General features: G+C 51.4%; 21 protein-coding genes and 1 pseudogene. 14 read left to right on the top strand and 8 right to left on the bottom strand.

What is annotated here, in order from left to right; translation table 11 throughout:
• Positions 1 to 31 precede the first annotated feature (31 nt).
• From ACJ69_RS22030 to ACJ69_RS22040, 4 genes and pseudogenes are all read left to right on the top strand, one after another.
• Positions 32 to 397 carry a type IV toxin-antitoxin system YeeU family antitoxin gene (locus tag ACJ69_RS22030; RefSeq protein WP_032333278.1) on the top strand — a complete coding sequence of 122 codons (366 nt, stop codon included), beginning with the start codon at positions 32 to 34 and terminating at the stop codon, positions 395 to 397.
• A gap of 109 nt (positions 398 to 506) precedes the next feature.
• Positions 507 to 863 (top strand): annotated as a pseudogene (locus ACJ69_RS26000) (TA system toxin CbtA family protein); the annotation flags it as partial.
• A gap of 51 nt (positions 864 to 914) precedes the next feature.
• Positions 915 to 1,124 (top strand): DUF905 family protein, encoded by a 210-nt coding sequence (locus ACJ69_RS26005; RefSeq protein WP_224393860.1) that lies wholly within the window; start codon positions 915 to 917, stop codon positions 1,122 to 1,124.
• Between the two features lie 94 nt (positions 1,125 to 1,218).
• Positions 1,219 to 2,166 carry a tyrosine-type recombinase/integrase gene (locus ACJ69_RS22040; RefSeq protein ID WP_032333276.1) on the top strand — a complete coding sequence of 316 codons (948 nt, stop codon included), beginning with the start codon at positions 1,219 to 1,221 and terminating at the stop codon, positions 2,164 to 2,166.
• Between the two features lie 234 nt (positions 2,167 to 2,400).
• Here the strand turns inward: ACJ69_RS22040 and ACJ69_RS22045 are convergent, their stop codons facing one another.
• Positions 2,401 to 2,895, bottom strand: coding sequence for a hypothetical protein (locus tag ACJ69_RS22045; protein WP_063857557.1), 495 nt, complete (start codon positions 2,893 to 2,895; stop codon positions 2,401 to 2,403).
• 192 nt (positions 2,896 to 3,087) lie between these two features.
• On the opposite strand from ACJ69_RS22045, the gene ACJ69_RS22050 reads away from it, so the two are divergent.
• The 9 genes from ACJ69_RS22050 to ACJ69_RS25535 all read left to right on the top strand — a co-directional run bounded on the left by ACJ69_RS22050 (position 3,088) and on the right by ACJ69_RS25535 (position 13,432).
• Positions 3,088 to 3,282, top strand: coding sequence for a helix-turn-helix transcriptional regulator (locus ACJ69_RS22050; RefSeq protein WP_032333275.1), 195 nt, complete (start codon positions 3,088 to 3,090; stop codon positions 3,280 to 3,282).
• 1 nt (position 3,283) lies between these two features.
• Positions 3,284 to 3,727, top strand: coding sequence for a hypothetical protein (locus ACJ69_RS22055; RefSeq protein WP_232248674.1), 444 nt, complete (start codon positions 3,284 to 3,286; stop codon positions 3,725 to 3,727).
• A gap of 83 nt (positions 3,728 to 3,810) precedes the next feature.
• A protein-coding gene (locus tag ACJ69_RS22065) for an IS3 family transposase (protein ID WP_116799391.1) occupies positions 3,811 to 5,018 on the top strand; the annotation gives its coding sequence in 2 pieces (ribosomal slippage) (positions 3,811 to 4,132 and positions 4,132 to 5,018; 1,209 coding nt in all).
• A 20-nt stretch (positions 5,019 to 5,038) separates the two neighbouring features.
• Entirely contained in the window at positions 5,039 to 5,500 is a 462-nt protein-coding gene (locus tag ACJ69_RS22070) for a hypothetical protein (RefSeq protein ID WP_071886590.1), read from the top strand.
• Positions 5,501 to 5,886: 386 nt separating this feature from the next.
• Entirely contained in the window at positions 5,887 to 7,809 is a 1,923-nt protein-coding gene (locus ACJ69_RS22075) for a type I restriction-modification system subunit M (protein ID WP_049003399.1), read from the top strand.
• The gene (locus tag ACJ69_RS22080) at positions 7,806 to 9,143 is read left to right on the top strand and encodes a restriction endonuclease subunit S (RefSeq protein ID WP_032333272.1); all 1,338 of its coding nucleotides are present in this window, start codon (positions 7,806 to 7,808) and stop codon (positions 9,141 to 9,143) included. The genes ACJ69_RS22075 and ACJ69_RS22080 overlap by 4 nt, the downstream gene beginning before the upstream one ends.
• Positions 9,140 to 10,057 (top strand): DUF5655 domain-containing protein, encoded by a 918-nt coding sequence (locus ACJ69_RS22085; RefSeq protein ID WP_049003397.1) that lies wholly within the window; start codon positions 9,140 to 9,142, stop codon positions 10,055 to 10,057. Before ACJ69_RS22080 ends, ACJ69_RS22085 begins: the two co-directional genes overlap by 4 nt.
• Position 10,058: 1 nt before the next feature.
• Positions 10,059 to 13,163 carry a type I restriction endonuclease subunit R gene (locus ACJ69_RS22090; RefSeq protein ID WP_049003396.1) on the top strand — a complete coding sequence of 1,035 codons (3,105 nt, stop codon included), beginning with the start codon at positions 10,059 to 10,061 and terminating at the stop codon, positions 13,161 to 13,163.
• Positions 13,164 to 13,261: 98 nt separating this feature from the next.
• On the top strand, positions 13,262 to 13,432 hold the full coding sequence (locus tag ACJ69_RS25535; protein ID WP_167347082.1) for a hypothetical protein: 171 nt from the start codon (positions 13,262 to 13,264) through the stop codon (positions 13,430 to 13,432).
• Here ACJ69_RS25535 and ACJ69_RS22095 read toward each other — a convergent pair.
• A complete protein-coding gene (locus ACJ69_RS22095; protein WP_034167216.1) occupies positions 13,429 to 14,046 on the bottom strand; it encodes a Fic/DOC family protein in 618 nt (205 codons plus the stop codon). The two genes, ACJ69_RS25535 and ACJ69_RS22095, sit on opposite strands and share 4 nt — an antisense overlap.
• 346 nt (positions 14,047 to 14,392) lie before the next feature.
• Positions 14,393 to 14,602, bottom strand: coding sequence for a SymE family type I addiction module toxin (locus tag ACJ69_RS22100; protein ID WP_054830205.1), 210 nt, complete (start codon positions 14,600 to 14,602; stop codon positions 14,393 to 14,395).
• A 175-nt stretch (positions 14,603 to 14,777) separates the two neighbouring features.
• Between ACJ69_RS22100 and ACJ69_RS22105 the strand changes: the two genes are divergently transcribed.
• Entirely contained in the window at positions 14,778 to 15,122 is a 345-nt protein-coding gene (locus ACJ69_RS22105; protein WP_054830206.1) for a nitrous oxide-stimulated promoter family protein, read from the top strand.
• Between the two features lie 5 nt (positions 15,123 to 15,127).
• On the opposite strand, the gene ACJ69_RS22110 is transcribed toward ACJ69_RS22105, so the two are convergent.
• The 5 genes from ACJ69_RS22110 to flhA form a co-directional block, all read right to left on the bottom strand.
• Positions 15,128 to 16,348, bottom strand: a complete 1,221-nt coding sequence (locus tag ACJ69_RS22110) for an MDR family MFS transporter (RefSeq protein WP_054830207.1) — start codon at positions 16,346 to 16,348, stop codon at positions 15,128 to 15,130.
• Between the two features lie 16 nt (positions 16,349 to 16,364).
• The gene (eitC, locus tag ACJ69_RS22115; RefSeq protein WP_059347754.1) at positions 16,365 to 17,126 is read right to left on the bottom strand and encodes a siderophore ABC transporter ATP-binding protein EitC; all 762 of its coding nucleotides are present in this window, start codon (positions 17,124 to 17,126) and stop codon (positions 16,365 to 16,367) included.
• Positions 17,126 to 18,163, bottom strand: coding sequence for a FecCD family ABC transporter permease (locus tag ACJ69_RS22120; RefSeq protein ID WP_054830208.1), 1,038 nt, complete (start codon positions 18,161 to 18,163; stop codon positions 17,126 to 17,128). Before ACJ69_RS22120 ends, eitC begins: the two co-directional genes overlap by 1 nt.
• A complete protein-coding gene (gene eitA, locus ACJ69_RS22125; RefSeq protein ID WP_059347755.1) occupies positions 18,163 to 19,161 on the bottom strand; it encodes a siderophore ABC transporter substrate-binding protein EitA in 999 nt (332 codons plus the stop codon). Before eitA ends, ACJ69_RS22120 begins: the two co-directional genes overlap by 1 nt.
• 153 nt (positions 19,162 to 19,314) lie before the next feature.
• On the bottom strand, positions 19,315 to 21,387 hold the full coding sequence (flhA, locus tag ACJ69_RS22130; protein ID WP_059347756.1) for a formate hydrogenlyase transcriptional activator FlhA: 2,073 nt from the start codon (positions 21,385 to 21,387) through the stop codon (positions 19,315 to 19,317).
• Positions 21,388 to 21,428 lie beyond the last annotated feature (41 nt).

Consider the following 21,428-nt stretch of genomic DNA (forward strand, 5'->3'; position numbering starts at 1 on the left):
ATCTCACTGGCTGGAATATGGAGACACAAATATGACCCATTCAACACATACACCGTCGCCAGCAACCCCCTGGTGGGGGCTCTGGCGTGATGTGACGCCGCTGTTTGGTGCACGACTGGTACAGGAAGGCCACAACCTACATTTTCTGGCCGACCGGGCCGGGTTTAGCGGTGTGTTCAGCGAAAGCGATGCACGCCATCTGGACCAGGCCTTTCCACTGTTCATGAAGCAGATGGAAGGCATGCTGTTGTCTGGTGAGCTGGAGCCGCGCAGGGCGAAGGGCATCACACTGCAGGCGAAGGAACTGACTTGTGAGGCTGATACGCTTGGCTCCTGCGGCTATGTATATATCGCCATTTATCCCACTCCTGTCCCGGTTCCAGCAACACAGGACTGAACATATCCGTTCTCTCTTCTGCCGGGCGGATTTCCATAAGCGCGGGCCGGGTTGCCGTTCATGTTCGCGCCTTTTTCAATACTACCCACATTATCACGAGAATACTGTCATGAAAAAACAACCTGTCTCACCGACACGGGTGGCATCGTGCTGCCTGTCGCCTGCTGAAGTCTGGCGCACCCTGCTGACTCACCTGTTGGCACAGCACTACGGGCTTACCCTCAGCGATACGCCGTTTGGCGAGGAAGACACCATTCAGGCGCATATTGAAGCCGGTGTTCCCATGGCGGAGGCCCTGAATGCTGTCGTTGAGATGTATGATCTGGTACGCACAGACCGGGACAATGCGGGCTTTATCCTTGGCTCCCCATTGATTACTACTATTGATGTTCTCCGGGCGCGAAAAGCCACCGGGCTTCTGAATCGGGGAACGTATAAGGCCGTCAGCCATATCACGCAGGGGCGCAGGTCTGCCCCGGACCGCGCCACAATCGCTGAACCTGAAGCGCCGTTGCCGTTGCTGCCATCGGACACGTTCACCCGACAGGATGCGGAGCGTGTTGTGTCAGCGTATGACCGTGTCGCTATTGAGGATGACCAGCATACCCACTTTCGGCTGGCAATACGCGATGCTGAAGGTCAGCTTATCTGGCGGGTCTGGAACTTTGAGCCCGGAGCCGGGCAGGGTCTTAACCACTATCTGCAACGCTATGGCGTGAAAAAATGACCACGCAGGGCTGAATGACATTACCAGATGAATTGACTGCTTCCCCGGCCTGCATGGCCGGGATACTCCATTATTCAGTATTAAGGATGATGTTATGACCTCGAACCACAAGGGCAGGCGCGCGGAAACTGTACGCCTGCAAAACGTCTCCACCACCAATCCGGCACAGCTTTGGCTGGCAGGTCTGGCGCCTGCCGGGCGCAAGGGGATGCAAAGCCAGCTTCGGCGCTGTGCCGGTATCCTGCTTCCGGGCTCGGATATCGACAGTTACCCCTGGCAGATGCTGAACTACACGGGGGTGATGCTGGTGCGCTCGGCGCTGCTGAATGAGGGCTATGCTGTTGCTACCGTGAACATGGCGCTGTCGGCGCTGAAGTCAGTTGCCGGAGTGGCCTTCAGTATGGGGATACTGGATGCTGATATGCTGGAGCGGATACGCAACGTCAGGCGGGTCAGTGGTGACGGTTGTCGGCAGGGGCGTGCGCTGGCCCGCCATGAAATCCGGTCAATGCTGACGGCGGCAGCGACGTATTCCTCCGTGCGCTGTCAGCGCGAGCGGGCCATTTTATTGCTTCTGTGTGGTGCCGGGCTGCGTGCGGGTGAGCTGGTTGCCCTTAATGTTGAGGATATTGACGTCTCCACGGGGATCGTTTGGGTCAGGGAGGGGAAAGGGCGCAAAAGTCGTGATATTCACCTTGCCGTAAAGGTTTGGACACAGCTGCGGCGCTGGCTAAAGTGCCGGGGAGGGCATGAGGGGCCGTTATTCAGTCGTATCAGCTTGGCAGACCGGCTTGGGCCACGTAGGCTTACCACTACCGGATTGACGGGGCTGTTGGCACAGCTACGCCAGGCCGCTGGCGTGGACTATTTTACCCCGCACGACCTCAGACGAACGTTCATTACACAACTATTGGAACAGGGAACCGACCTCAACGTGGTACGCCAACTGGCAGGTCATGCCGATATCGCCACAACCACCCGCTATGACTACAGGGGCCGAGGTATGCTGGACAGGGCCTCCCGAGCGTTCTGTTGCTGGTAAATCGTAATGGGGGGGATGGCCTTCGTCACCTGCTGGCTAAACAATCAAACGGGGCCAGGGACTATTTTTGATGACTCACAGGCACGTCCAGGGCGGGCTTAGTGCTATGGGGAAGCCGGGAAAGTACGACCAACTCACCACTCCTGATGAATGACACTATCGTACTTCGCGGCCTGGGTATTCCAGAGATACTTGCAGTGTACAGTCTTACCGCCTGGCGCCTCTGCTGAGGCATCATTTTTCCAGTTGTATGTCATTATTTACATACTGACTAATATCATTTTCACTCCATTCCCCTTTCTTCCTATTCGGCGCTCTGTAGCTGCTTTCATTCATGATTTCAGCAACCTCTGCAAGTCTGCGTCTATGTGTATTACGCTGACCTTTCTCGTAAAGCTTGTTAATCATCGTCCGGAGAAAGAACTTATGAGGATTGTCTGTCGCTTCGCTGGCTCTGCACTCAGTGCCCAGATTTTTAGCCACAATGTCTGATACCACTTTTTCCCCTAAGCATGCTTCTGCCTGACTGTGGATACCGGCAGTGACAGCTATACTGCGGAACATATTGATTTCATCGCCCTTCATTTTACCTTCTGACAAGTTTTCCTGAAGTAACGCCAGTAATTCCAGTGTGGTTTCGTCAAGATAAACTTTCACCTGGGTCAGTCCCGCATCTGTCCGCATCTTTGTCGACCGCTGCTGGCGGCTCATCTGTTTTTTCCCTGCCATGTGTGGCTCCCTTCTTTAGCCATTTTAACCACTCTAGCATCTCCCATGTCTGGCCGACATTGATCATACACAAGTGTCGGCCCGACAATGAAACGTCTAACGTGCTTGCAGACGTCCCAAAACGTAGCCGCAGCTTCCGAATTTCGATCTTGTGAATAAGGCACTCCTTGAACTGCTCAAGAGTGCAGAAATATGAACGAGATGAAACTGGTGAAAATTCGGGTCGTACTGGAGCGCTGTGCGGTGAGCCGCGCCACGTTGTACCGGATGATTGAGAAAGGCACTTTTCCACGCCCTAAATCCCTGACTGGAGGGCGAGCGGTAGCCTGGCTGGAAAGTGACGTCAGTGAATGGATTGCTTCCCGCGTCACTACAGGAGGCTGCTGATATGTTTGGTGCAAAAGACCGCATTGCGCGATCAGTATACGTATCGCTGACAGAAGAAGAGCGCCAACTGGAAAAGCTGGCTCTCACCATTCCAGGGTTTGAAACCCGGGATCGGATGGAGAAAGAGCGCCAGTACCGTATAAGAGCAATACAAAAAGCTGTCCAGCAGGACAGGAATGATAACGAGAATGAAAGCAAAGAAGTCAGAAAAGCACACAAAAAGTGGCGAGGAAAGGCTCTTCGGCTAAAGAGGAAACTTAAAGCCTGTATGTTAGATAAGCCATGTGGCAGTGCTGCGTGCCCACAGTGCTTCCGCCTGCACAGGTTACGTAAACTGGCTGAACTGGCCCCGCTGCGGGGGTGTATGAGCGCGTACAGAGTGGTTACGCTGGTGTATTACGATGCCATGCTGGAAGAAGAGCAGATCAGTTGCTGGGTGATGTAGCCCCCTGAAACACCGGACAGTAGCTGTATCTCCAGATAAGAGATAGGCTTGAATATATGTCTAACACTAATGCCAATTTTGAGATGACCGGGATCCTGTTAGGGCAAGAAGCCCGTAAACGTAAAACTCCTCAGGAGAAGATCGCCATTATCCAGCAGACGATGGAGCCGGGCATGAATGTCTCCCATGTCGCCCGCCTGCATGGTATCCAGCCCAGCCTGCTGTTTAAGTGGAAGAAGCAATATCAGGAAGGCAGCCTCACCGCCGTTGCGGCCGGAGAGGAAGTCGTTCCTGCTTCTGAGCTTACTGCTGCTCTGAAGCAGGTCCGGGAACTTCAGCGCCTTCTGGGCAAGAAGACGATGGAAGTTGAGATCCTGAAAGAAGCCGTGGAGTACGGCCAGTCGCGAAAATGGATAGCGCACGCGCCCTTGTTGCCAAAGGACGGGGAATAGCCCTGGTCAGCCGCACCATGGGCGTGTCGCGTGCGCAGCTGTCACTGCGGATTAACCGTTCTGCCGACTGGCAGGACAGGCGCTGTAACCGGCGTAATGACGAAGCAGACGAAGAAATACTGTCGGCTATCCTCGACATCATCAGCGATATGCCGAGTTATGGTTATCGACGCGTGTGGGGCATCCTGCGCAAGCAACGTCGCACAGAGGGACAGCCACCTGTGAACGCCAAACGGCTTTACAGGATAATGAGCGAGCATAACCTGTTGTTGTTGCATGACAAACCAGAGCGACCGAAGCGTGAACATAAGGGCAAGATAGCGGTGGCAGAAAGCGATATGCGCTGGTGTTCAGATGGCTTCGAGTTCGGCTGCGACAACGGCGAAAAACTGCGGGTAACGTTCGCGCTGGACTGCTGCGACCGTGAGGCCATAGACTGGGCAGCAAGCACGGGAGGCTATGACAGTTCGACCGTGCAGGATGTGATGCTGAGGTCGGTGGAAAAGCGCTTCGGCGACAGGCTACCGGAAACACCAGTGCAGTGGCTGACGGATAACGGTTCAGCGTATACCGCGTATGAAACGCGGAGGTTCGCGAGAGAGCTGAATCTGGAGCCCTGCACAACAGCGGTGAGCAGCCCGCAGAGTAATGGCATGGCCGAACGGTTCGTGAAAACGATGAAAGAAGACTATATCGCGTTCATGCCAAAACCGGATGTGAGAACAGCACTGCGAAACCTTGCAGTAGCGTTCACGCATTACAATGAAAACCACCCGCACAGCGCGCTGGGATATCACTCCCCGAGGGAATACCGGCGGCAGCGGACATCGTTAACTTAAGATACAAAAGCTGTCCGGAGATGGAGGGTCAAGATCACTGGGACCATAAGAAATTCCGGGAACGGGTCTACAAGATGGTAAAAAGAGCCGGATTTACGGACAAAATAGTGGGGGGCTATGAGCTGGATTTTCACACCGATATTCAGCGCTGGATGCCTCATTTGCATCTGCTGATGCCAAGAGAGCCTGGCGCGCTCAAAACGCTAAGGAAGGCGATGAAAAGAGACAAAAATATACGGGCCAGAGCAGGGATAATTAGTCGACCAATGAAAAGCCAAAAACTAAGGGATTTTGATGCGCAGGTAACTTACTGTTTCAAGGGGATGTGGCAGGAAGTAAGACCCTACCCTGATGAGGTTGGCAAAAGGAGGACCCGCAAGCACAGGCTGCCACCTGTTCTACTGGCACGGGCGCTATGTAAGCAGGATGAGATGGGGTTTACTGGACTGACATTTGCTTCTGGGGTGAGAACCCGTAAGTAGTTTGTCCATAAGACAGGATGTCCATAAGCGTTTAGACGCATGTAAGCCATCAGTTGATACACTCAATGGGTATGTATATCTATATGGGTGTATCAACACTATTCAGTGAATATCGTCGGTCATGGTGTCAGATTACATCTGGCTTAAATGTTTCACAGCCCAGATGTGTCCTCCAATAATAAGTAATGTTTCCATCAGTATCTGGTCCCATCCATACCTTTTGATTGAGAAAAAGCATTAGCACTTCTGTTCATGTGGGCGATTCCAGTAATCCACGACACGTCACCCGTATGTAGCCTTACAAGAGAAAAGACTTCGCAGTTTTCACTTCTTCTTGTCCTCTCCGCTTTTACGTGGACAATAGGGCAAAATCAAGAGGTAATAAAATGACTAATTTTTCTTCAATGGCGGCTTTCTTATGGTCCGTCGCTGACTTACTACGTGGTGATTTCAAGCAATCTCAGTATGGCAGAGTGATTCTGCCATTTACCGTTCTTCGTCGTCTTGAGTGCGTGCTTACGCCTACCAAACAGGCTGTACTTGATAAGTTACCTGTGGTTGAAAAGCTTGATGAGAACGCTGCCGATGCAATTCTTCGCCACGCTTCCGGGCAACACTTTTACAATACTTCGCCGTTGGACCTCAGTAAGTTGGGGGAAACACAGCCACGACTTAATCTTGAACGTTACATTCGCTCATTCAGCTATGACGCGCGTGAGATCTTCGAACACTTTAAATTCTATGAGTTTATACAGCAGCTTGATGATGCCAATTTACTCTACAAAGTAGCCAAAAAATTTGCCGAGGCTGATTTGAGCCCTTCTTCTGTCAGTAACCACGATATGGGGCTGATATTTGAGGACTTGATCCGCCGGTTTGCAGAAAGTTCTAACGAAACGGCGGGTGAGCACTTTACGCCACGGGATATCGTGCGACTGACAACCTCTCTGGTGTTTGCGGACGACGATGCAGCGTTGACTAAACCGGGACTGATCCGCCGCATCTACGATCCTACTGCCGGGACAGGCGGCTTCCTTTCCAGTGGTATGGAATACCTGCATGGAATAAATCCCAGTGCCAGCCTTCGGGCCTATGGTCAGGAGCTAAACCCAGAGTCTTACGCTATCTGTAAAGCGGACATGCTGATCAAGGGACAAGATATCAGCAATATCAAGCTGGGTAATACCCTCTCTGACGATCAGCTCTGGAATGAGCGTTTTGATTACTGCCTGTCCAACCCACCGTTTGGCGTTGACTGGAAAAAGATTGATACCGTTATCCGCAAAGAACATAAAAAGGGCTACGATGGGCGTTTTGGACCCGGTTTGCCGAGAGTATCCGATGGTTCTTTGCTGTTCTTGCTGCACCTGATTAGTAAGATGAACGATGACAGCCGTATCGGGATCATTCTTAATGGTTCGCCACTCTTTACCGGAGGTGCGGGCAGTGGTGAAAGCGAGATCCGCCGCTTTGTGCTGGAACAGGATCTGCTGGATGCTATTGTCGCGTTGCCGACCGATATGTTCTACAACACCGGGATTGCGACTTACATCTGGGTACTCAGCAATCATAAACCGAAAGAACGTAAGGGCAAGGTGCTGCTGATTAATGCCACGGAGCAATTTGCGCCGATGCGGAAATCTCTTGGTAGTAAGCGTAAAGAGTTAACGGAAGCGCAGATTGACGAGATTGTGAATCAGTATACGCGCTATCAACCTTCGGCTAATGTTAAGCTGTTTAAAACCTCTGATTTTGGCTATCGCCGTATTACGGTGGAAAGACCGCTTAAGCTGGCATTTTATCCACGCGATCTTGATCGTCGCGTAGCGTTGCTGGCGGATAAAGACTGGTCCAAATATGGTGATTTAGAGTTATTAGCCGCTCTGGATGCAATGGATGATAAATATTTAAGCCGGGAAAAATTCAAAAAAGCATTGCCGAAAGTTTCTGCTGCTCAGTTTAAGCTGTTGATAAAACACTTAAGTGAAACAGATGAGAATGCTGAAGTTTGTAAAGCTAAGGGTAAGCCAGAACCTGACGCCAGTTTGCGTGATTATGAAAATGTGCCGTTGAGTGAATCTGTTGAAACGTATTTCACACGCGAGGTATTACCCTATATACCTGATGCGTGGATCGATATCGAAAAAACCGATCCTTATGATGGACAGGTCGGTTTAGTGGGTTATGAAATTCCTTTTAACCGCTATTTTTATCAGTATCAGTCGCCACGTTCCTTGGAAGAGATTGATCGCGACTTGGATGAAGTGAGCAGAGAAATTATGGTCTTGCTGGCGGAGGTCCATTCGTGAAGTACAGAGCATATTCAGAATATAAAGACTCTTGTGTGGAATGGCTTGGAGAGATCCCTGCTAGATGGACACTTGAGAAATTCAAATACTTGTTCCAAGTAAGTAATGAAAAAAATGGTGTGGAGCCTGTTGGGCAGATGTTATCTGTATCCGGTTATAGGGGAGTAGAAGTAAAAGAGTACAATGATGAGGCAAAGAAAAGAACGCTTGAAGAAGTAGCAGAATACCGTGTTGTGAGAAAAGGGCAGTTAGTTGTTAATACAATGTGGCTTAACTATTCTGGCCTAGGTGTTTCCGATTATGAAGGATATGTTAGTCCTGCATATAGGGCATATAGGTTTACAAAAAATGTTAATAAGAAATATATACATTATTTGTTGCGTTCAAATCCATACGTCATGGCTTATACTTCGCAAATGCAAGGTATAAGACCAAATTCATTACAAATTAAAACAGATGATTTTCAATCATTGCCTGTACTTTTGCCTTCAGTAGTTGAGCAGGAGTGTATTGCGAAATTTTTAGATTACGAATTGGATAAGATTGACCTATTAATCGACAAACAAGTTCGACTCATTGAACTTCTGAAAGAAAAACGGCAAGCGGTGATTTCTGATGTCGTAAGAAGAGGGTTAAATCATCGTGTTAAGCTCAAAGTTTCAGGAAATGAGTGGTTAGGTGAAGTGCCTGAGCACTGGGGGGTATCCCAGATAGGTTGGCTTTGTAAAGTTGGTAATGGCAGTACTCCTAATAGAGATAATCAATCCTACTGGCTTTCAGGTGATTACCCATGGCTTAATAGCTCTAAAGTAAACGATGATATTGTTACTAATGCAGAGCAATTTGTCACTTCAAAAGCATTGTTGGAGTGCAGTTTACCTTTAGTAAAAAAAGGTAGCGTCATCATTGCAATTACAGGGGAAGGGAAAACGAGAGGTACCTCCGCGTTATTGATGATGGATGCCACTATTAATCAGCATATTGCTTATATGACTCCTTTGTCAAAAAATAAAATATTACCAGAATATCTTCATTTATGGCTTCAAAGTAAATATGATCAGATTCGTTTTGAATCATCTGGTGGGGGCAGTACAAAGGCCGCAATAACTTGTTCTGACGTGAAAAAATATATTATCCCGCTACCGCCATTAAATGAGCAGAAAGTTATTGTTGCTGATGTTGAAGAAAAAAAACGATGTTTCAATACCCTTGTGATGCATTGTGAACAGCAAATATCTTTGCTAAAGGAGCGTCGTTCCGCCCTAATTTCCGCTGCCGTAACAGGTAAAATCGATGTACGCAACTGGCAACCCGCTGCTAAGGACGCTGCATGAGTGATATCCAGCTCTTTTGTTATGGTAAAAACGGTGTCTCTGAACTTCCGGGAAAATCAGCAGCCATTGAAAAAGATCTTCAGAAACTGATCGAGTCTCATATGGAGGCTTTCCTTGGGGTACGTTTTTTGGCGACAGAATACAGCACAGGCAAGACCCATAAGGGGCGCATTGACTCATTGGGGCTGGATGAAAACAACACGCCAGTGATTATCGAATATAAACGTCAGAGTAACGAGAACGTCATTAATCAGGGGTTGTTCTATCTGGACTGGCTATTAGATCATCAGGCCGAGTTCCGTTGGCTGGTGATGGATAAGTTTGGCAAACAGGTTGCTGACGATATCGATTGGTCCAATGCCCGTGTGATTTGCATTGCGGCAGATTTTACCAAATATGACGAGCATGCCGTTGCGCAGATTAACCGCAATATCAATCTTATCCGCTATAAGCTGTTTAACCCTGATCTCCTGATGTTTGAGCTGGTGAATGCTGCTACCGAGACTCACAAGCCTCAGCCTGTTGCAATAGAGAATCAGGTGCCGAAGCAGAAGAAAAATGCTCAACGCTATCGTCTGGATAAGTCTTCCCCTGAACTGGTTGCGCTTTATCAGAATATCTGTGATTTTGCTGATAGCTTGGGTGATGAGGTTCAGCGCAAAGAGTTACTGCTTTATACTGCGTTTCAGAAGATAAAGAATTTTCTAAGCGTCGTGATATGGCCCACAGCCAAAGAACCACACGTCAAGCTTTACCTGAAACTAAAACCGGAGCAGGTGATCATCTCTGATATCGTCAGAGATGTTACTAATTTGGGACACTGGGGAACCGGTGATATTGAGGTGGTTGTCCATAATCAGGCAGATTTAGCAAAAGCTAAGTTACTGATTGAGCAAGCGTATCAAGAGAACTGATATGGTATCTAAATCCGCAGAACTATTATTCCAGAATCACATTATTGAGCAACTATCATCCAGTGGTTGGTTATTTGGAAGCTCATCCGGCTATGATCGTGAAAGGGCGATTTATCCAGAAGATGCGCTTGCTTATGTACAGGAAACCCAGCCGGAAGTCTGGGACAAGTTTTGCGGAATTTATCCAAAAGATACAGATGTACATTTTCTCAACGCGGTTGAGAGACATCTTTCGGCTAAAGGAACCTTGTGGACGCTGAGACATACCTTAGCGGATCGCGGTGCTCGTTTTCAGCTTTGCACCTTTAAACCCGATCATGACCTTAATCCAGACTTGCTGGTTCGCTATTGCGCTAACCGTTTACGAGTAGTACCTGAACTGATTTATTCGCCCAATGGTTATGATGGCCGCATTGATTTGACATTGTTCCTGAATGGGTTGCCTGTCGCCACACTTGAACTGAAATCGGCGTTTAAACAATCGCTTGATGCGGCAAAACTACAGTATATCAATGACCGCCAGCCAAAAACCGGAAATAAACCAGAACCACTGTTGACCTTCAAACGCGGTGCGCTGGTCCATTTTGCGGTCAATCAGTATGAGGTGGCGATGACCACCAAACTGGATGGAAAGAAAACCTTTTTCCTGCCTTTTAACCGGGGAACCGCAGAAGGCGGGGCGGGTAACGATCAACCATTAGAGGGGTATGCGACAGCCTATCTATGGCAGGAAATCCTGCAACCGGATAACTGGCTGCGTATTTTGGGGCGCTACTTACATCTGGAGCAAAAGCGCGTTGATGATGCGCTTGGTCATCAGGAAATCAAGGAAACCCTGATTTTCCCGCGTTACCACCAATGGGTCGCTGTTCAGTCATTGCTGAATGCCGTTCGCGTGGAGGGAACAGGGCAAAAGTACCTTATTCAGCATAGCGCTGGTTCCGGTAAATCCAACTCAATAGCTTGGTTATCCCATCAGTTAGCGTCATTGTACCGCCCGGATGGTAACAAGTTTTTTAATTCGGTAATCGTTATTACAGACCGCACTGTGTTGGATGGTCAATTGCAGGACACGATTTACCAGTTTGAACATCAGGATGGTGTGGTTTGTAAAATCAGCCGTGAGTCGGGTAGTAAGTCTTCGCAACTAACCGAGGCTTTATCGTCTGGTACGGCAATTATCATCGTGACGATCCAGACTTTCCCGCATGTGCTCAAAGCTATTCAGGAAAGTACTGGTCTGAAAGGACGAAGCTTTGCTGTTATCGCTGATGAAGCACACTCAAGTCAGACGGGAACGACTGCTCGACAGCTTCGCGAAGTGCTGATGGCGGAAAAAATAGATGAAGAAGAAATGGATGGTCAGGATGTTATCAATGCGACGCTTGAGGCTCGCAGAGGTTCCTCTGATATAAGCTATTTTGCCTTTACTGCCACGCCTAAAGCCAAGACGTTAGAGCTGTTTGGTAGACCGCCTCATCCCGAAATGCCTTTGGCGAATGACAATAAACCGAAGCCATTTCATCTGTATTCAATGCGACAGGCGATCGAAGAAGAGTTTATTCTGGATGTTCTGAAAAATTACACCAGCTATGGGCAGGCTTATCGTCTGGCGCATGATGCCGAAGATAAAGAAGTCGACCGCAAAAAAGCCAAAACGCAGTTGAGCAAGTGGGTTCGCTTACACCCTCACAATATTGCCCAGAAATCACAGGTCATCATTGAACATTTCCGTGAGCATGTTGCTCATTTACTAAATCACGAAGCGAAAGCGATGGTAGTAACCAGCAGTCGCCTCGAAGCAGTAAAATATAAGCAGGCGTTTGATAGCTATGTGCGAGAAAAAGGCTATAAACGTTTAACAGCAATGGTGGCGTTCTCAGGTGAAGTTGTCGATGAGGGCGAAAGCTACACGGAAAACTCGATGAACCCTGGCCTGCAAGGTCGGGATATGCGTAAAGCATTCGATACTGATGATTATCAGGTGATGCTGGTCGCTAATAAATTCCAGACAGGCTTTGACCAGCCCAAACTGGTCGCCATGTACGTTGATAAAAAACTCAAGGGCGTGGATTGTATTCAGACACTATCCCGTCTTAATCGTACGTATCCGGGGAAAAGCAGCACATTTGTTCTTGATTTTGTTAATGATTCTCAGGATATTCTGGCTGATTTTAAAGAGTATTATCAGAATGCCGAACTGGTGCAGGTATCCGATCCCAACCTTGTTTATGCCATTTTCCATAAGCTGAATGAACAGCATATATGGCAATGGCATGAAGTGATTAATTTTTCTGATGCTTATTTTGACCCGAAACGTGGTCCTGAAGCGCTAACGGGGTATTGTAAACCAGCGGTAGATCGTTTTACTCATCGTTACCGCTCCGCGATGGATGTATTACGAGGGGCGTTATCGACACTCGAAGATGCAAAGAAAAGCGGCGATGAAACTTGGCGAGTAAACTGCGAACGTAGTGTTAAGCAAGCTCGTGAAGCGAAGGACGTGCTGGATACGTTCAAAAAAGATATGAATAGCTTTATCCGTTTTTACGAGTTTGCTTCGCAAATTGTCGATCTGGCAGATGAAGAACTGGAACGCTTAAATGTCTTTGCTCGCCACTTGCTGCCGTTGTTAAGAGAGGAGCGGCTTGATGACGATCTTGATATCAGTCAGGTACAGCTAACACACTATAAACTGTGGGAAAAGCGCACCCAGGATCTGAAATTACAAGAAGGGGGAGAAGGACTTAAAGGGATCACCAGCGTCGGTGGCTCAATTGCTGAAAGGCCGAAAGATCTATTATCGCACATTCTGGAACAGCTAAATGAGTTGTTTGGCGAAGAAACGACTGATGCTGACAAGCTGGTATGGCTTGATGGCGTGGCGGCTAAAGTTTCCGAAAATGATTCTGTGATGGATCAACTTCGCCATAACGATATCGAGCAAATCATGCTTGGGGATTATCCTCAGGCCGTACAGAATGCTGTCATCGAAAGCATGGGGGCGTTTGAGAAACATTCAGTTGCTTACCTGTCTGATAAGGATGTTGCCCGTTTAGCCAATCGTTTCATACTTGATGTATTACTTAAAGGGCTTGGCCGATGAGTGAGTCTTTGACGGGGCTTAATGTGAATTCGCGCAGAAAGTTTGGTATAATGCTTAGATGATGTTTTCAGCCCAGATTTTGCTTTTCAGGAGTAATTATGAGCAACAACAAAAAAACTCAGGCAAGCTATGCTAAGCCGTCTCGTGCTGACATCGTTCGCTCAGTAGCAACATCTACGGCTGTTGAAACAGGGCAGTCCTCCGCGAAGATCAAAGCTTCCCTTGAAGCTACACGCAAAAAATTTGCTCATTTACGTCTTGCGGTTTAGCCCCTTCTTAATGCTTCTCTGACCCAGTGTCTCATCGGCTCGTAGTCCATTGATACGCCCGCATGGATAGCCGAGATATACTGGGTTTTGTTTTGCTCCCAGCTTTTATAATCCAGCGGTTTGTATCCTCCCTGAACGGCCATAACGTCGGCTAATAGTCGCGACAAACGCCCGTTTCCTTCTCTGAATGGATGGATGAGTATCAGCTCGACATGGGTTATGGCGATAGCGGTGATGAGTTGTTCTTCGTCCATGCCGCTACACGGCGTGTATTGAGTCAGATACTTCGTGTCGAACTCGTTCAGCAGTTTTGGCAACTGTGCTGAGGGGGCAAACATAAAGCCGCCTTTGCTGATATTAACCGCTCTTTCTTGTCCAGCCCACTCGTAGATGTTACCTAACCAGCGGCGATGCCAGCTTTTTAGCAGGGCTACGCTGAGTTGTCCTTCCGGGAACTGTTCTTCAAAAACAGACTGGTAGAGTTGTTCTAACAGGACAAGTTCAACCTCATCCATCTCATCAGAAGTAGCGATCCCCAGCTTATTAGCCAAAACCTGCTCGCCAGAGTCTTTCTCATACTGGCCTTCACTGCTGGATACATGGTATCGGCTCATGGGGATGCCCTGTGTTATTAGATGGATGGGAAAACAGAGGGAGTATAACGCTGGATGAGTACAGCAAACAATATTCTTAAAATCAGATAGTTACATAAATGTAGGTTGAAATATGGTTTTTATTTTCTGGTGGAAAATTATCTTTAATAATCAGCATTAACACACCAATGCATCATCGGCGTATGTGCGTCGAAATTGTCGATTGTGCTCATGGAGTTATGATGTCCATTTCTTTGAAAATAAACCGTTTTGATGGGCTCAATGGCCGTTTGTTCCTTCTATTGTCGCATGAAAAAAAGGTCCGGCGCAGAAAAATGTCGTGGCTTTACGAGGCATCTTCCGACATTCATTCGATGACAATTTTTCCATGCTCGACGCCCACCCTGACTCGAGAATGGGTCGTAAATCCCGCTTTTTCAAGCCAGTCACCTTTTAAGCTCAGCGCCGCATGCACGCTGTAGCGCTTCGGTATCTTGGTATTGCGGTCTTCATGGCGCTTTCTAAAATATCCCACTTTTAAATGGCGATAGGGTTTGCCGATCGCGAGCTCTTGCATAGGGTCTCCAGATAACACGGACAAAGGTCATTTCTGATGCCTGTATAAAATACCAGTGATTGTTGGCCGGAGCAGGGCTAAAACTGGAATCAGGCTTCAGGAAACGAAATGCAACCGCTGAAATTCAGCGTTGAAAGGTGTATTATTAATGCACTTTATTATTCGGTAATCCGCTATGTCCGGTAAACGCATCTCACGAGAAAAAGAGACCATCGCGAAAATGATCGCGATGTATGAAAAGCAGTGTCCGCAGGCATCTCAGGAGGAAGGGCACTATCAGGCGCTCAACGCGTATGCCGATAAGCGCCTGGATAAATGCGTTTTCGGTGAGGAAAAGCCTGCCTGCAAGCAGTGCCCAGTACACTGCTACCAGCCTGCCAGACGTGAAGAGATGAAGCAGGTTATGCGCTGGGCAGGCCCGCGTATGTTATGGCGTCATCCCATTCTGACCGTTCGCCATCTGATGGATGACCGTCGTCCCGTGCCGGAACTGCCGGAGAAATACCGTCCGAAAAAGTGATCGGTTCAGCGTCCCAGCGGACGGCAAATCACCTTCAGAGCCAGCGCGCTGCAGAGCGGGAAGAGGGCCAGCAGCAGCCAGGGATACATCGCCTGCGTTGAGGGCACCAGCGCGCGATCCAACAGGCTGCCAAACAACAGGTTTCCTGCCAGTACCGCAATGCCTCCGGCGGTGGCGAGTGCGCCGTAGTGCGCGCCAAGCGTGGATTCCTCCGCAAACCGGGGGATCAGATCTTTAGCCGATGGCACCAGCAGCATTTGCCCCAGCGTCAACAGCGTCACAAAACAGACAGAAGGCAGTAAGCGCAGCCAGCCTTCCGGCGGCGTCATCGGGGCGAAAGTCGCCACGCTCGCAAAGGCGGCTGACAGCAGCAAAAATCCCACCGGCAGAATTCTTACCGCGCCCACGCGACGGGCGAAGCGCGCCAGCGGCAGCTGTAAGGTGATGATCAGAACGGAGGCCAGCATAAAAAGAGGGCCGAGATCTTTCTCGTTACCGCCAGAACGCTGGATCTCCACCGGCAGCGCCAGATAAAGCTGGTTATAACTTAACAGCCATGAACTGTAGGCAATGATAAAGGCGACAAAGCGCGGCTGACGGAACGTTGTCCACCAGGGCTGTATTTTCAGCGTTTGTGAACGGTGGCCAGCAGCAGGCAGGCAAAAGTAGAGCACCACTAGCGCAATGACAAATACGCCTGCCCCGGCCAGCGCCACCTGACGAAAGCCAAGGCCGGTGAGCAGGGCGCCAGCAACCGGACCCAGTACCGCGCCGAGTTCTCCGCAGACGGCAAAGAGCGCAAACCACTCCGCGCGGCTTCGTTTGCCTTTCGCCTCGCTGTGCGTGCCTGCCTTTGCCAGCAGTGCCTCAATCGAGGGGGAGAACAATGCGCCGCCAACGCCCGTCAGACACGCGCCCAGAATAATCGGCCACAGTGATTCCCCGAAGGCCAGCAGCAGATAACCTGAAACACGAACAATACAGCCGCTGAGGATAATCACTTTCGCGCCAAACCGGTCCGAGAGCGCACCACCGACGATAAACATACCCTGCTGAGAGAACGTGCGCAGGCCCAGGATCAGCCCGATAAGTCCGCCGGAGAGCAGCATGTCGTCGCGCAGGAATATCGCCAGGAAGGGAACGACGGCGTAAAAGCCAATGTTGAAAACAAACTGGCTACCAAGTAAGACGGGCGGCCAGAGCGTTGCGGCAGGGCGAAGGGGCATCGTCGTTCACTCGCCCCTAAACGATAAAGTGGATGTGTTTTTTGCCATGGAACGGCGAGGTCTCGATTTTGGTTTTGACCCGGAAGACATCCCAGAGCAACGACTCGGATAAGATATCCTGCGGTGTCCCCGTCGCCACAATTTGTCCTTTCTGCATCACAATCAGCGAGTCGCAGAACATCGAGGCGTGGTTGAGATCGTGGATAGCGACAATGCTGGTGACCGGTAATTCGCTGATTAACTGCATCAGCTGCATCTGATGATGAATGTCGAGGTGGTTGGTCGGCTCGTCCAGCAGGATTTCCGTTGGGGTCTGAGCCAGCGCGCGGGCAATATGCACCCGCTGGCGCTCGCCGCCGGAGAGGCTCAGCCAGCCCTGGTCGCTTTTATCCAGCATATCCACGCGCTGCAGGGCGGCGGTGACGGTTTCGTCATCGTGGTTGCTCCAGTTGGAAAAAGCGGAGTGGTGCGGAATACGCCCAAGTTTCACCACGTCGCGCACGCGCATGTTGGCGTCCGTCATCCCGTGCTGTTCCACAAAGGCGACCCGGCGGGCTAGCTGCTTTTTGGCGATGCGGGAGATGTCCTGGCCGTCCAGCGTCACACAGCCCGCATCCGGGCGGCGCAGACCAGCCAGAATGCGCAGAAGCGATGATTTACCGCAGCCGTTAGGGCCAAGCAGTCCTACCGTTTCCCCCCGGGAAACCTTCAGCGAGACGTCATTAACGATGACTTTTTTGCCTGCCTTCCAGGTAATATTTTCAGCGCAGATGCTCATCACTTATTCCTTGAACGGTAGATAATCACGGCAAAGAAGGGGACGCCAACCAGCGCGGTGACTACGCCGACGGGCAGGCTTTGCGGCGCAATCAGCATGCGCGAGGCAATGTCTGCCAGCACCATCAGGATCGCCCCTGCCAGCGCGCTGGCAATCAGCAGCGTGCGGTGCAGCGGCCCGAACAGGAAACGCATCACGTGCGGCACCACCAGCCCGACAAAGCCGATTGAGCCCGCCATGCTGACAATCGTCGCGGTAATCAGCGCGGTAGTGGTAAAGAGCGTCAGGCGAACCCACGGGACGGCAATACCTAAAGAGGCGGCGGCGTCATCACCGAACGTGAAGGCATCCAGCGCCCGGGAATAGTAAAGACAGACGGCAAGGCCCGCCAGCACGACCACCAGCGCCAGCTGGAATTCCGGCCAGCGAACGCCGCTGAAGCTGCCCAGCAGCCAGAACATCACGTCGCGCGCCTGCTGGGCGCTGGCTGAGGTGCTGATGGTGTAGGCGGTAATGGCGTTGAACAGCTGTGAGGCGGCGACCCCTGCCAGAATGGTACGTTCATTCCCCCCGCGCGCGCCGTTCGTCAGAAACGCGACAAACGCAAAGGCGGCGAACGCCCCGGCAAACGCACCCGCAGAGAGCGACACCGCACCGGTGCCAATCCCCAATACGACGACCGACACCGCCCCGGTTGAGGCACCAGCCGACACGCCGAGCACGTAAGGTTCCGCCAGCGCGTTCTTCAGCAGGCTCTGCAATACGGCACCGCAGATGGCCAGCCCCGCGCCGCAGCAGGCCGCCACCAGCGCGCGGCTCAGGCGAAAGTCCCAGATCACGCTCTCATAGATGCGGGTGAGCGGAACGTCGGTGAGCCCCATTTTATTGCTGATGGCGTAAAACACGTTATCCAGGGGAATGGACAGCTCGCCGACGCTGACGCTCAGCGCGATCGTCAGAAATAACAGGACCAGAGCGAGCAAACCCGAGGTCGTCAGAACCAGGCTCTGCCGGACCTGAAGAACGGCGGTTGTCATCAGTTCAGCCCCAGCTTTCTGAGCTGTTCGCCAACCTGCTCAGCTCCGTAAATCGTGCGGATTGTCGGGTTCATGGCCTGGCCGTCCATCACCACGATATGGCCTTTCTTCACCGCGTCCAGCTGGCTGACTGCGGGATCGCTTTTCAGGAATTTGATTTTTTCTTCCGCGTTATCCAGCGCCCAGCGGTTGCGGTCCAGGCTGGACACCACAATGACATCCGGATTGGCGGCAATAATGCTTTCCCAACCCACGGTTGGCCATTCGGTCTCGGACGTAATGGCGTTATGACCGCCCATCAGGCTGGCGATAAACCCGGAGGGGCTATTTTTACCGCCGACGTAGGCGTCCGCAGAAGGGGATGAGCTGGAGAACCAGAAGACAAACGAAAGGTCTTTTTTATTCTTGCCGAATTCCTTACGCAGGTCGGCCTCGCGTTTTTTGAAATCGGCAATAACGGCCTGACCGCGGTCTTCAACGTTAAAGATTTTGGCGAAATCCTCAATCTCTTTATAGAGATAGGTCATATCCCACAGTTTCTGGCGGCTGCCGTACATATCGCCGGTGGCTTTTTTGGTCGCGCACATGCCCGGGGACACGTAGCTGTTCACGCCCAGGGTCTTCAAATCGTCACGTTTTGCGACCTTGCTTTCCGGCCCCAGCAGCAGGGGGGACTGTGCGGGGACAAAGTCAGGATTTTGCGCAAGAACGGATTCCAGGGTCGGGATTTCGACCGTCAGGGTTTTGATTTTTGCGTTCTGTTCCGCCAGCTGCGGCAGCACTTTGGTCGGCCAGAAGGCGCTGGCCTTCACCTTATCTTCCAGGCCCAGCAGGAGCAAAATTTCGACGGTATTCTGACCCAGGGCCACGACGCGTTCTGGCGCTTTGGTGAACGTCTCTTTGTAGCCACAGTTTTCAATCGTCAGGGGATAGGTGGTTGCCAGAGCAGAACCGACCGACGCAATCGCCAGGCCTAACGCGCAGATGACCTTTTTCATGAAACGCTACCCTTCATTAAAATTATTATTGATGCAAATGAAACTCATTATTAAGGCGGAATTTTATACAGAGGAAACGATTTTGTGTCAATGAGGGACAATTGCGCAGGGGAACAAAAGGCGGTGTCAGAAAAACACCGCCGGAATAAGGCCTTAAATGAGGCTCTCTTTATCAATCCCGAGACGCTTCATGCGTGACAGCAGCGTGGTGCGTTTTAACCCCAGTCTCTGGGCGGCACCTTTTGGCCCGGCGACCACGCCGTTGGTCTCTTTCAGCACGCGCATAATGAGCTGATATTCATCTTCTCCCTCTTTTGCTGTTTCAGCGGCGGGCGCGGTCACATCAGGAAGCGTAACCTCAGGCAGGGAGAGTTGCAGCACGTTACCGCGCGTCAGCAGCACCGCGCGTTCGATGACGTTTTCCAGCTCGCGCACGTTGCCGGGCCATTCCATCGATGAAAGGGTGCGCAACGTCTCGGCAGGAATACTGTCGATGTTTCGCCCCATCCGGCGCGCGATCTTCGCGGTAAAGGCTTTGACCAGCAGGGGGATATCCTCCGGGCGTTCGCGCAGCGGCGGCAGGAAGATCGGGAAGACGTTCAGGCGATAGTAAAGGTCGCTGCGAAACTCGCGGTCGGCGACCATTTTTTTCAGGTCACGGTTGGTGGCCGCAATCAGCCGCACGTCGGTCTGGATAAGCTTGTTGCTGCCAAGGCGCTCAAACTCCTGCTCCTGCAGGACGCGCAGCAGTTTCGGCTGTAGCTCCAGCGGCATATCGCCCACTTCGTCGAGGAACAGCGAGCTTTTGTCCGCCAGCTCAAAACGGCCCAGCCGCTGGCTGCTGGCCCCGGTGAATGCACCGCGCTCGTGGCCGAACAGATCGCTTTCCAGCAGTCCCGCAGGCATCGCGGCGCAGTTCATCTTCACCATCCGTCGGCTGTTGCGGTTGCTCAGGTTGTGGATTGCGCGGGCAATCAGCTCTTTGCCCGTGCCGGTTTCGCCCAGAATCAGCACCGTGCTGTCGCTTTGCGCCACCATCTCAACCTGCTTAAGCACGCTGTACATAGCGTCGCTGCGCCCGATGATTTCACCAAACTCGCTGTCCACGTTGTTGAGCTGTTCGGTCAGGGCCAGGTTCTCATCCACCAGCCGCTCTTTCAGACGATGAATTTCCTGATAGGCGAGGGCGTTATCCAGGGCAATAGAGATACGCTCGGCAATCTGGCGCAGCAGCTTCAGGTTGGCGGTGGTAAACACGCCTTCCTCGCACTGCGCCAGCTTCAGCACGCCCAGCATGGTGTTGCCGGACATCAGCGGCAGCAGGCACAGGGTCTGAATTTTATTGCCCCAGGTGTTGAACAGCATCCGCTCGTACGGCGCGACCGGGTCCTGCTCGTTCAGGTTGAGCAGAAGGATCTCTTTGCTTTTGAAAACCCGTTCAGAAAGGGTGCCCGCTTCGTCTACCTCGCTCTGCTCGTGCGCCGGGTTGGCTTCATCGAGATAGTGCGTGGAGTAGATATTCAGCTTGCCCTTGCGATGCCCGCGCAGCGCAATGCTGATGGCGTCGATTTTGAAATAGTGGTGGATCTCTTTCGAAACTTCGCTGACCAGCTCGTCCATGTCCAGGCGGGAGAGCACGGCGTTGGTGATGGCGACCAGAATGCGGAAGTTGTCGCGCTCGCGGCTCAGCAGGTCGTAATCGACGTTATTGGTGACGCGGCTTTGGATCTGCTCCGCGACGACGGCCACAATCTGGGTAAAGGTGTGCAGGCGCTCGTATTCCGCCTCGCTCCAGGGCTGGTCGGTCGTGCGGATAAACTCGCATCCGCCAAAAATCTGGCCCTCTGCCGCCAGCGGCAGCATGCAGTAATGCCCGAAAGGCTGATAGAGGTCGCTCTCCGCCAGCCTCGGCCACGCCTGACGGAACTCCGCAAAGTTGCAGTGCAGCACTTCAGGCCGGGAGAGGATGCGGCGCACCGGGCCATGCGCCAGATACGTTTCGTCTTCGTATTCAAACGTTTTGCCATTATCACGCGTCGAGTAGTAGCTCGCGCGCTGCGTTCCGCTATGCCAGAGCACAATCGCGGCGCTGTCCGCCAGCGCCGATTGCCTGACCAGCCGCGTCAGGGCATCGCTCAGCGCGCCGAGATCGGGCTGCTGTAAAAGTGTGCGCGTGATGTCAAACAGGCCCTGCTGTCCAAGATCGCTCATCGGTGTATACGGCATATTGCTTTCCAATAGAAACTGGCAAAAAAGAGATTCAGTGC

This window comes from Enterobacter asburiae (assembly GCF_001521715.1).
Lineage (GTDB): Bacteria > Pseudomonadota > Gammaproteobacteria > Enterobacterales > Enterobacteriaceae > Enterobacter > Enterobacter asburiae.

Excerpts from the sequence above, each read along its gene's own strand:
- ACJ69_RS22030 (WP_032333278.1), top strand. The coding sequence starts at position 32 with ATGACCCATTCAACACATACACCGTCGCCAGCAACCCCCTGGTGGGGG.
- ACJ69_RS22040 (WP_032333276.1), top strand. The coding sequence starts at position 1,219 with ATGACCTCGAACCACAAGGGCAGGCGCGCGGAAACTGTACGCCTGCAA.
- ACJ69_RS22045 (WP_063857557.1), bottom strand. The coding sequence starts at position 2,895 with ATGGCAGGGAAAAAACAGATGAGCCGCCAGCAGCGGTCGACAAAGATG.
- ACJ69_RS22050 (WP_032333275.1), top strand. The coding sequence starts at position 3,088 with ATGAACGAGATGAAACTGGTGAAAATTCGGGTCGTACTGGAGCGCTGT.
- ACJ69_RS22055 (WP_232248674.1), top strand. The coding sequence starts at position 3,284 with ATGTTTGGTGCAAAAGACCGCATTGCGCGATCAGTATACGTATCGCTG.
- ACJ69_RS22070 (WP_071886590.1), top strand. The coding sequence starts at position 5,039 with ATGGAGGGTCAAGATCACTGGGACCATAAGAAATTCCGGGAACGGGTC.
- ACJ69_RS22075 (WP_049003399.1), top strand. The coding sequence starts at position 5,887 with ATGACTAATTTTTCTTCAATGGCGGCTTTCTTATGGTCCGTCGCTGAC.
- ACJ69_RS22085 (WP_049003397.1), top strand. The coding sequence starts at position 9,140 with ATGAGTGATATCCAGCTCTTTTGTTATGGTAAAAACGGTGTCTCTGAA.
- ACJ69_RS22090 (WP_049003396.1), top strand. The coding sequence starts at position 10,059 with ATGGTATCTAAATCCGCAGAACTATTATTCCAGAATCACATTATTGAG.
- ACJ69_RS25535 (WP_167347082.1), top strand. The coding sequence starts at position 13,262 with ATGAGCAACAACAAAAAAACTCAGGCAAGCTATGCTAAGCCGTCTCGT.
- ACJ69_RS22095 (WP_034167216.1), bottom strand. The coding sequence starts at position 14,046 with ATGAGCCGATACCATGTATCCAGCAGTGAAGGCCAGTATGAGAAAGAC.
- ACJ69_RS22100 (WP_054830205.1), bottom strand. The coding sequence starts at position 14,602 with ATGCAAGAGCTCGCGATCGGCAAACCCTATCGCCATTTAAAAGTGGGA.
- ACJ69_RS22105 (WP_054830206.1), top strand. The coding sequence starts at position 14,778 with ATGTCCGGTAAACGCATCTCACGAGAAAAAGAGACCATCGCGAAAATG.
- ACJ69_RS22110 (WP_054830207.1), bottom strand. The coding sequence starts at position 16,348 with ATGCCCCTTCGCCCTGCCGCAACGCTCTGGCCGCCCGTCTTACTTGGT.
- eitC (WP_059347754.1), bottom strand. The coding sequence starts at position 17,126 with ATGAGCATCTGCGCTGAAAATATTACCTGGAAGGCAGGCAAAAAAGTC.
- ACJ69_RS22120 (WP_054830208.1), bottom strand. The coding sequence starts at position 18,163 with ATGACAACCGCCGTTCTTCAGGTCCGGCAGAGCCTGGTTCTGACGACC.
- eitA (WP_059347755.1), bottom strand. The coding sequence starts at position 19,161 with ATGAAAAAGGTCATCTGCGCGTTAGGCCTGGCGATTGCGTCGGTCGGT.
- flhA (WP_059347756.1), bottom strand. The coding sequence starts at position 21,387 with ATGCCGTATACACCGATGAGCGATCTTGGACAGCAGGGCCTGTTTGAC.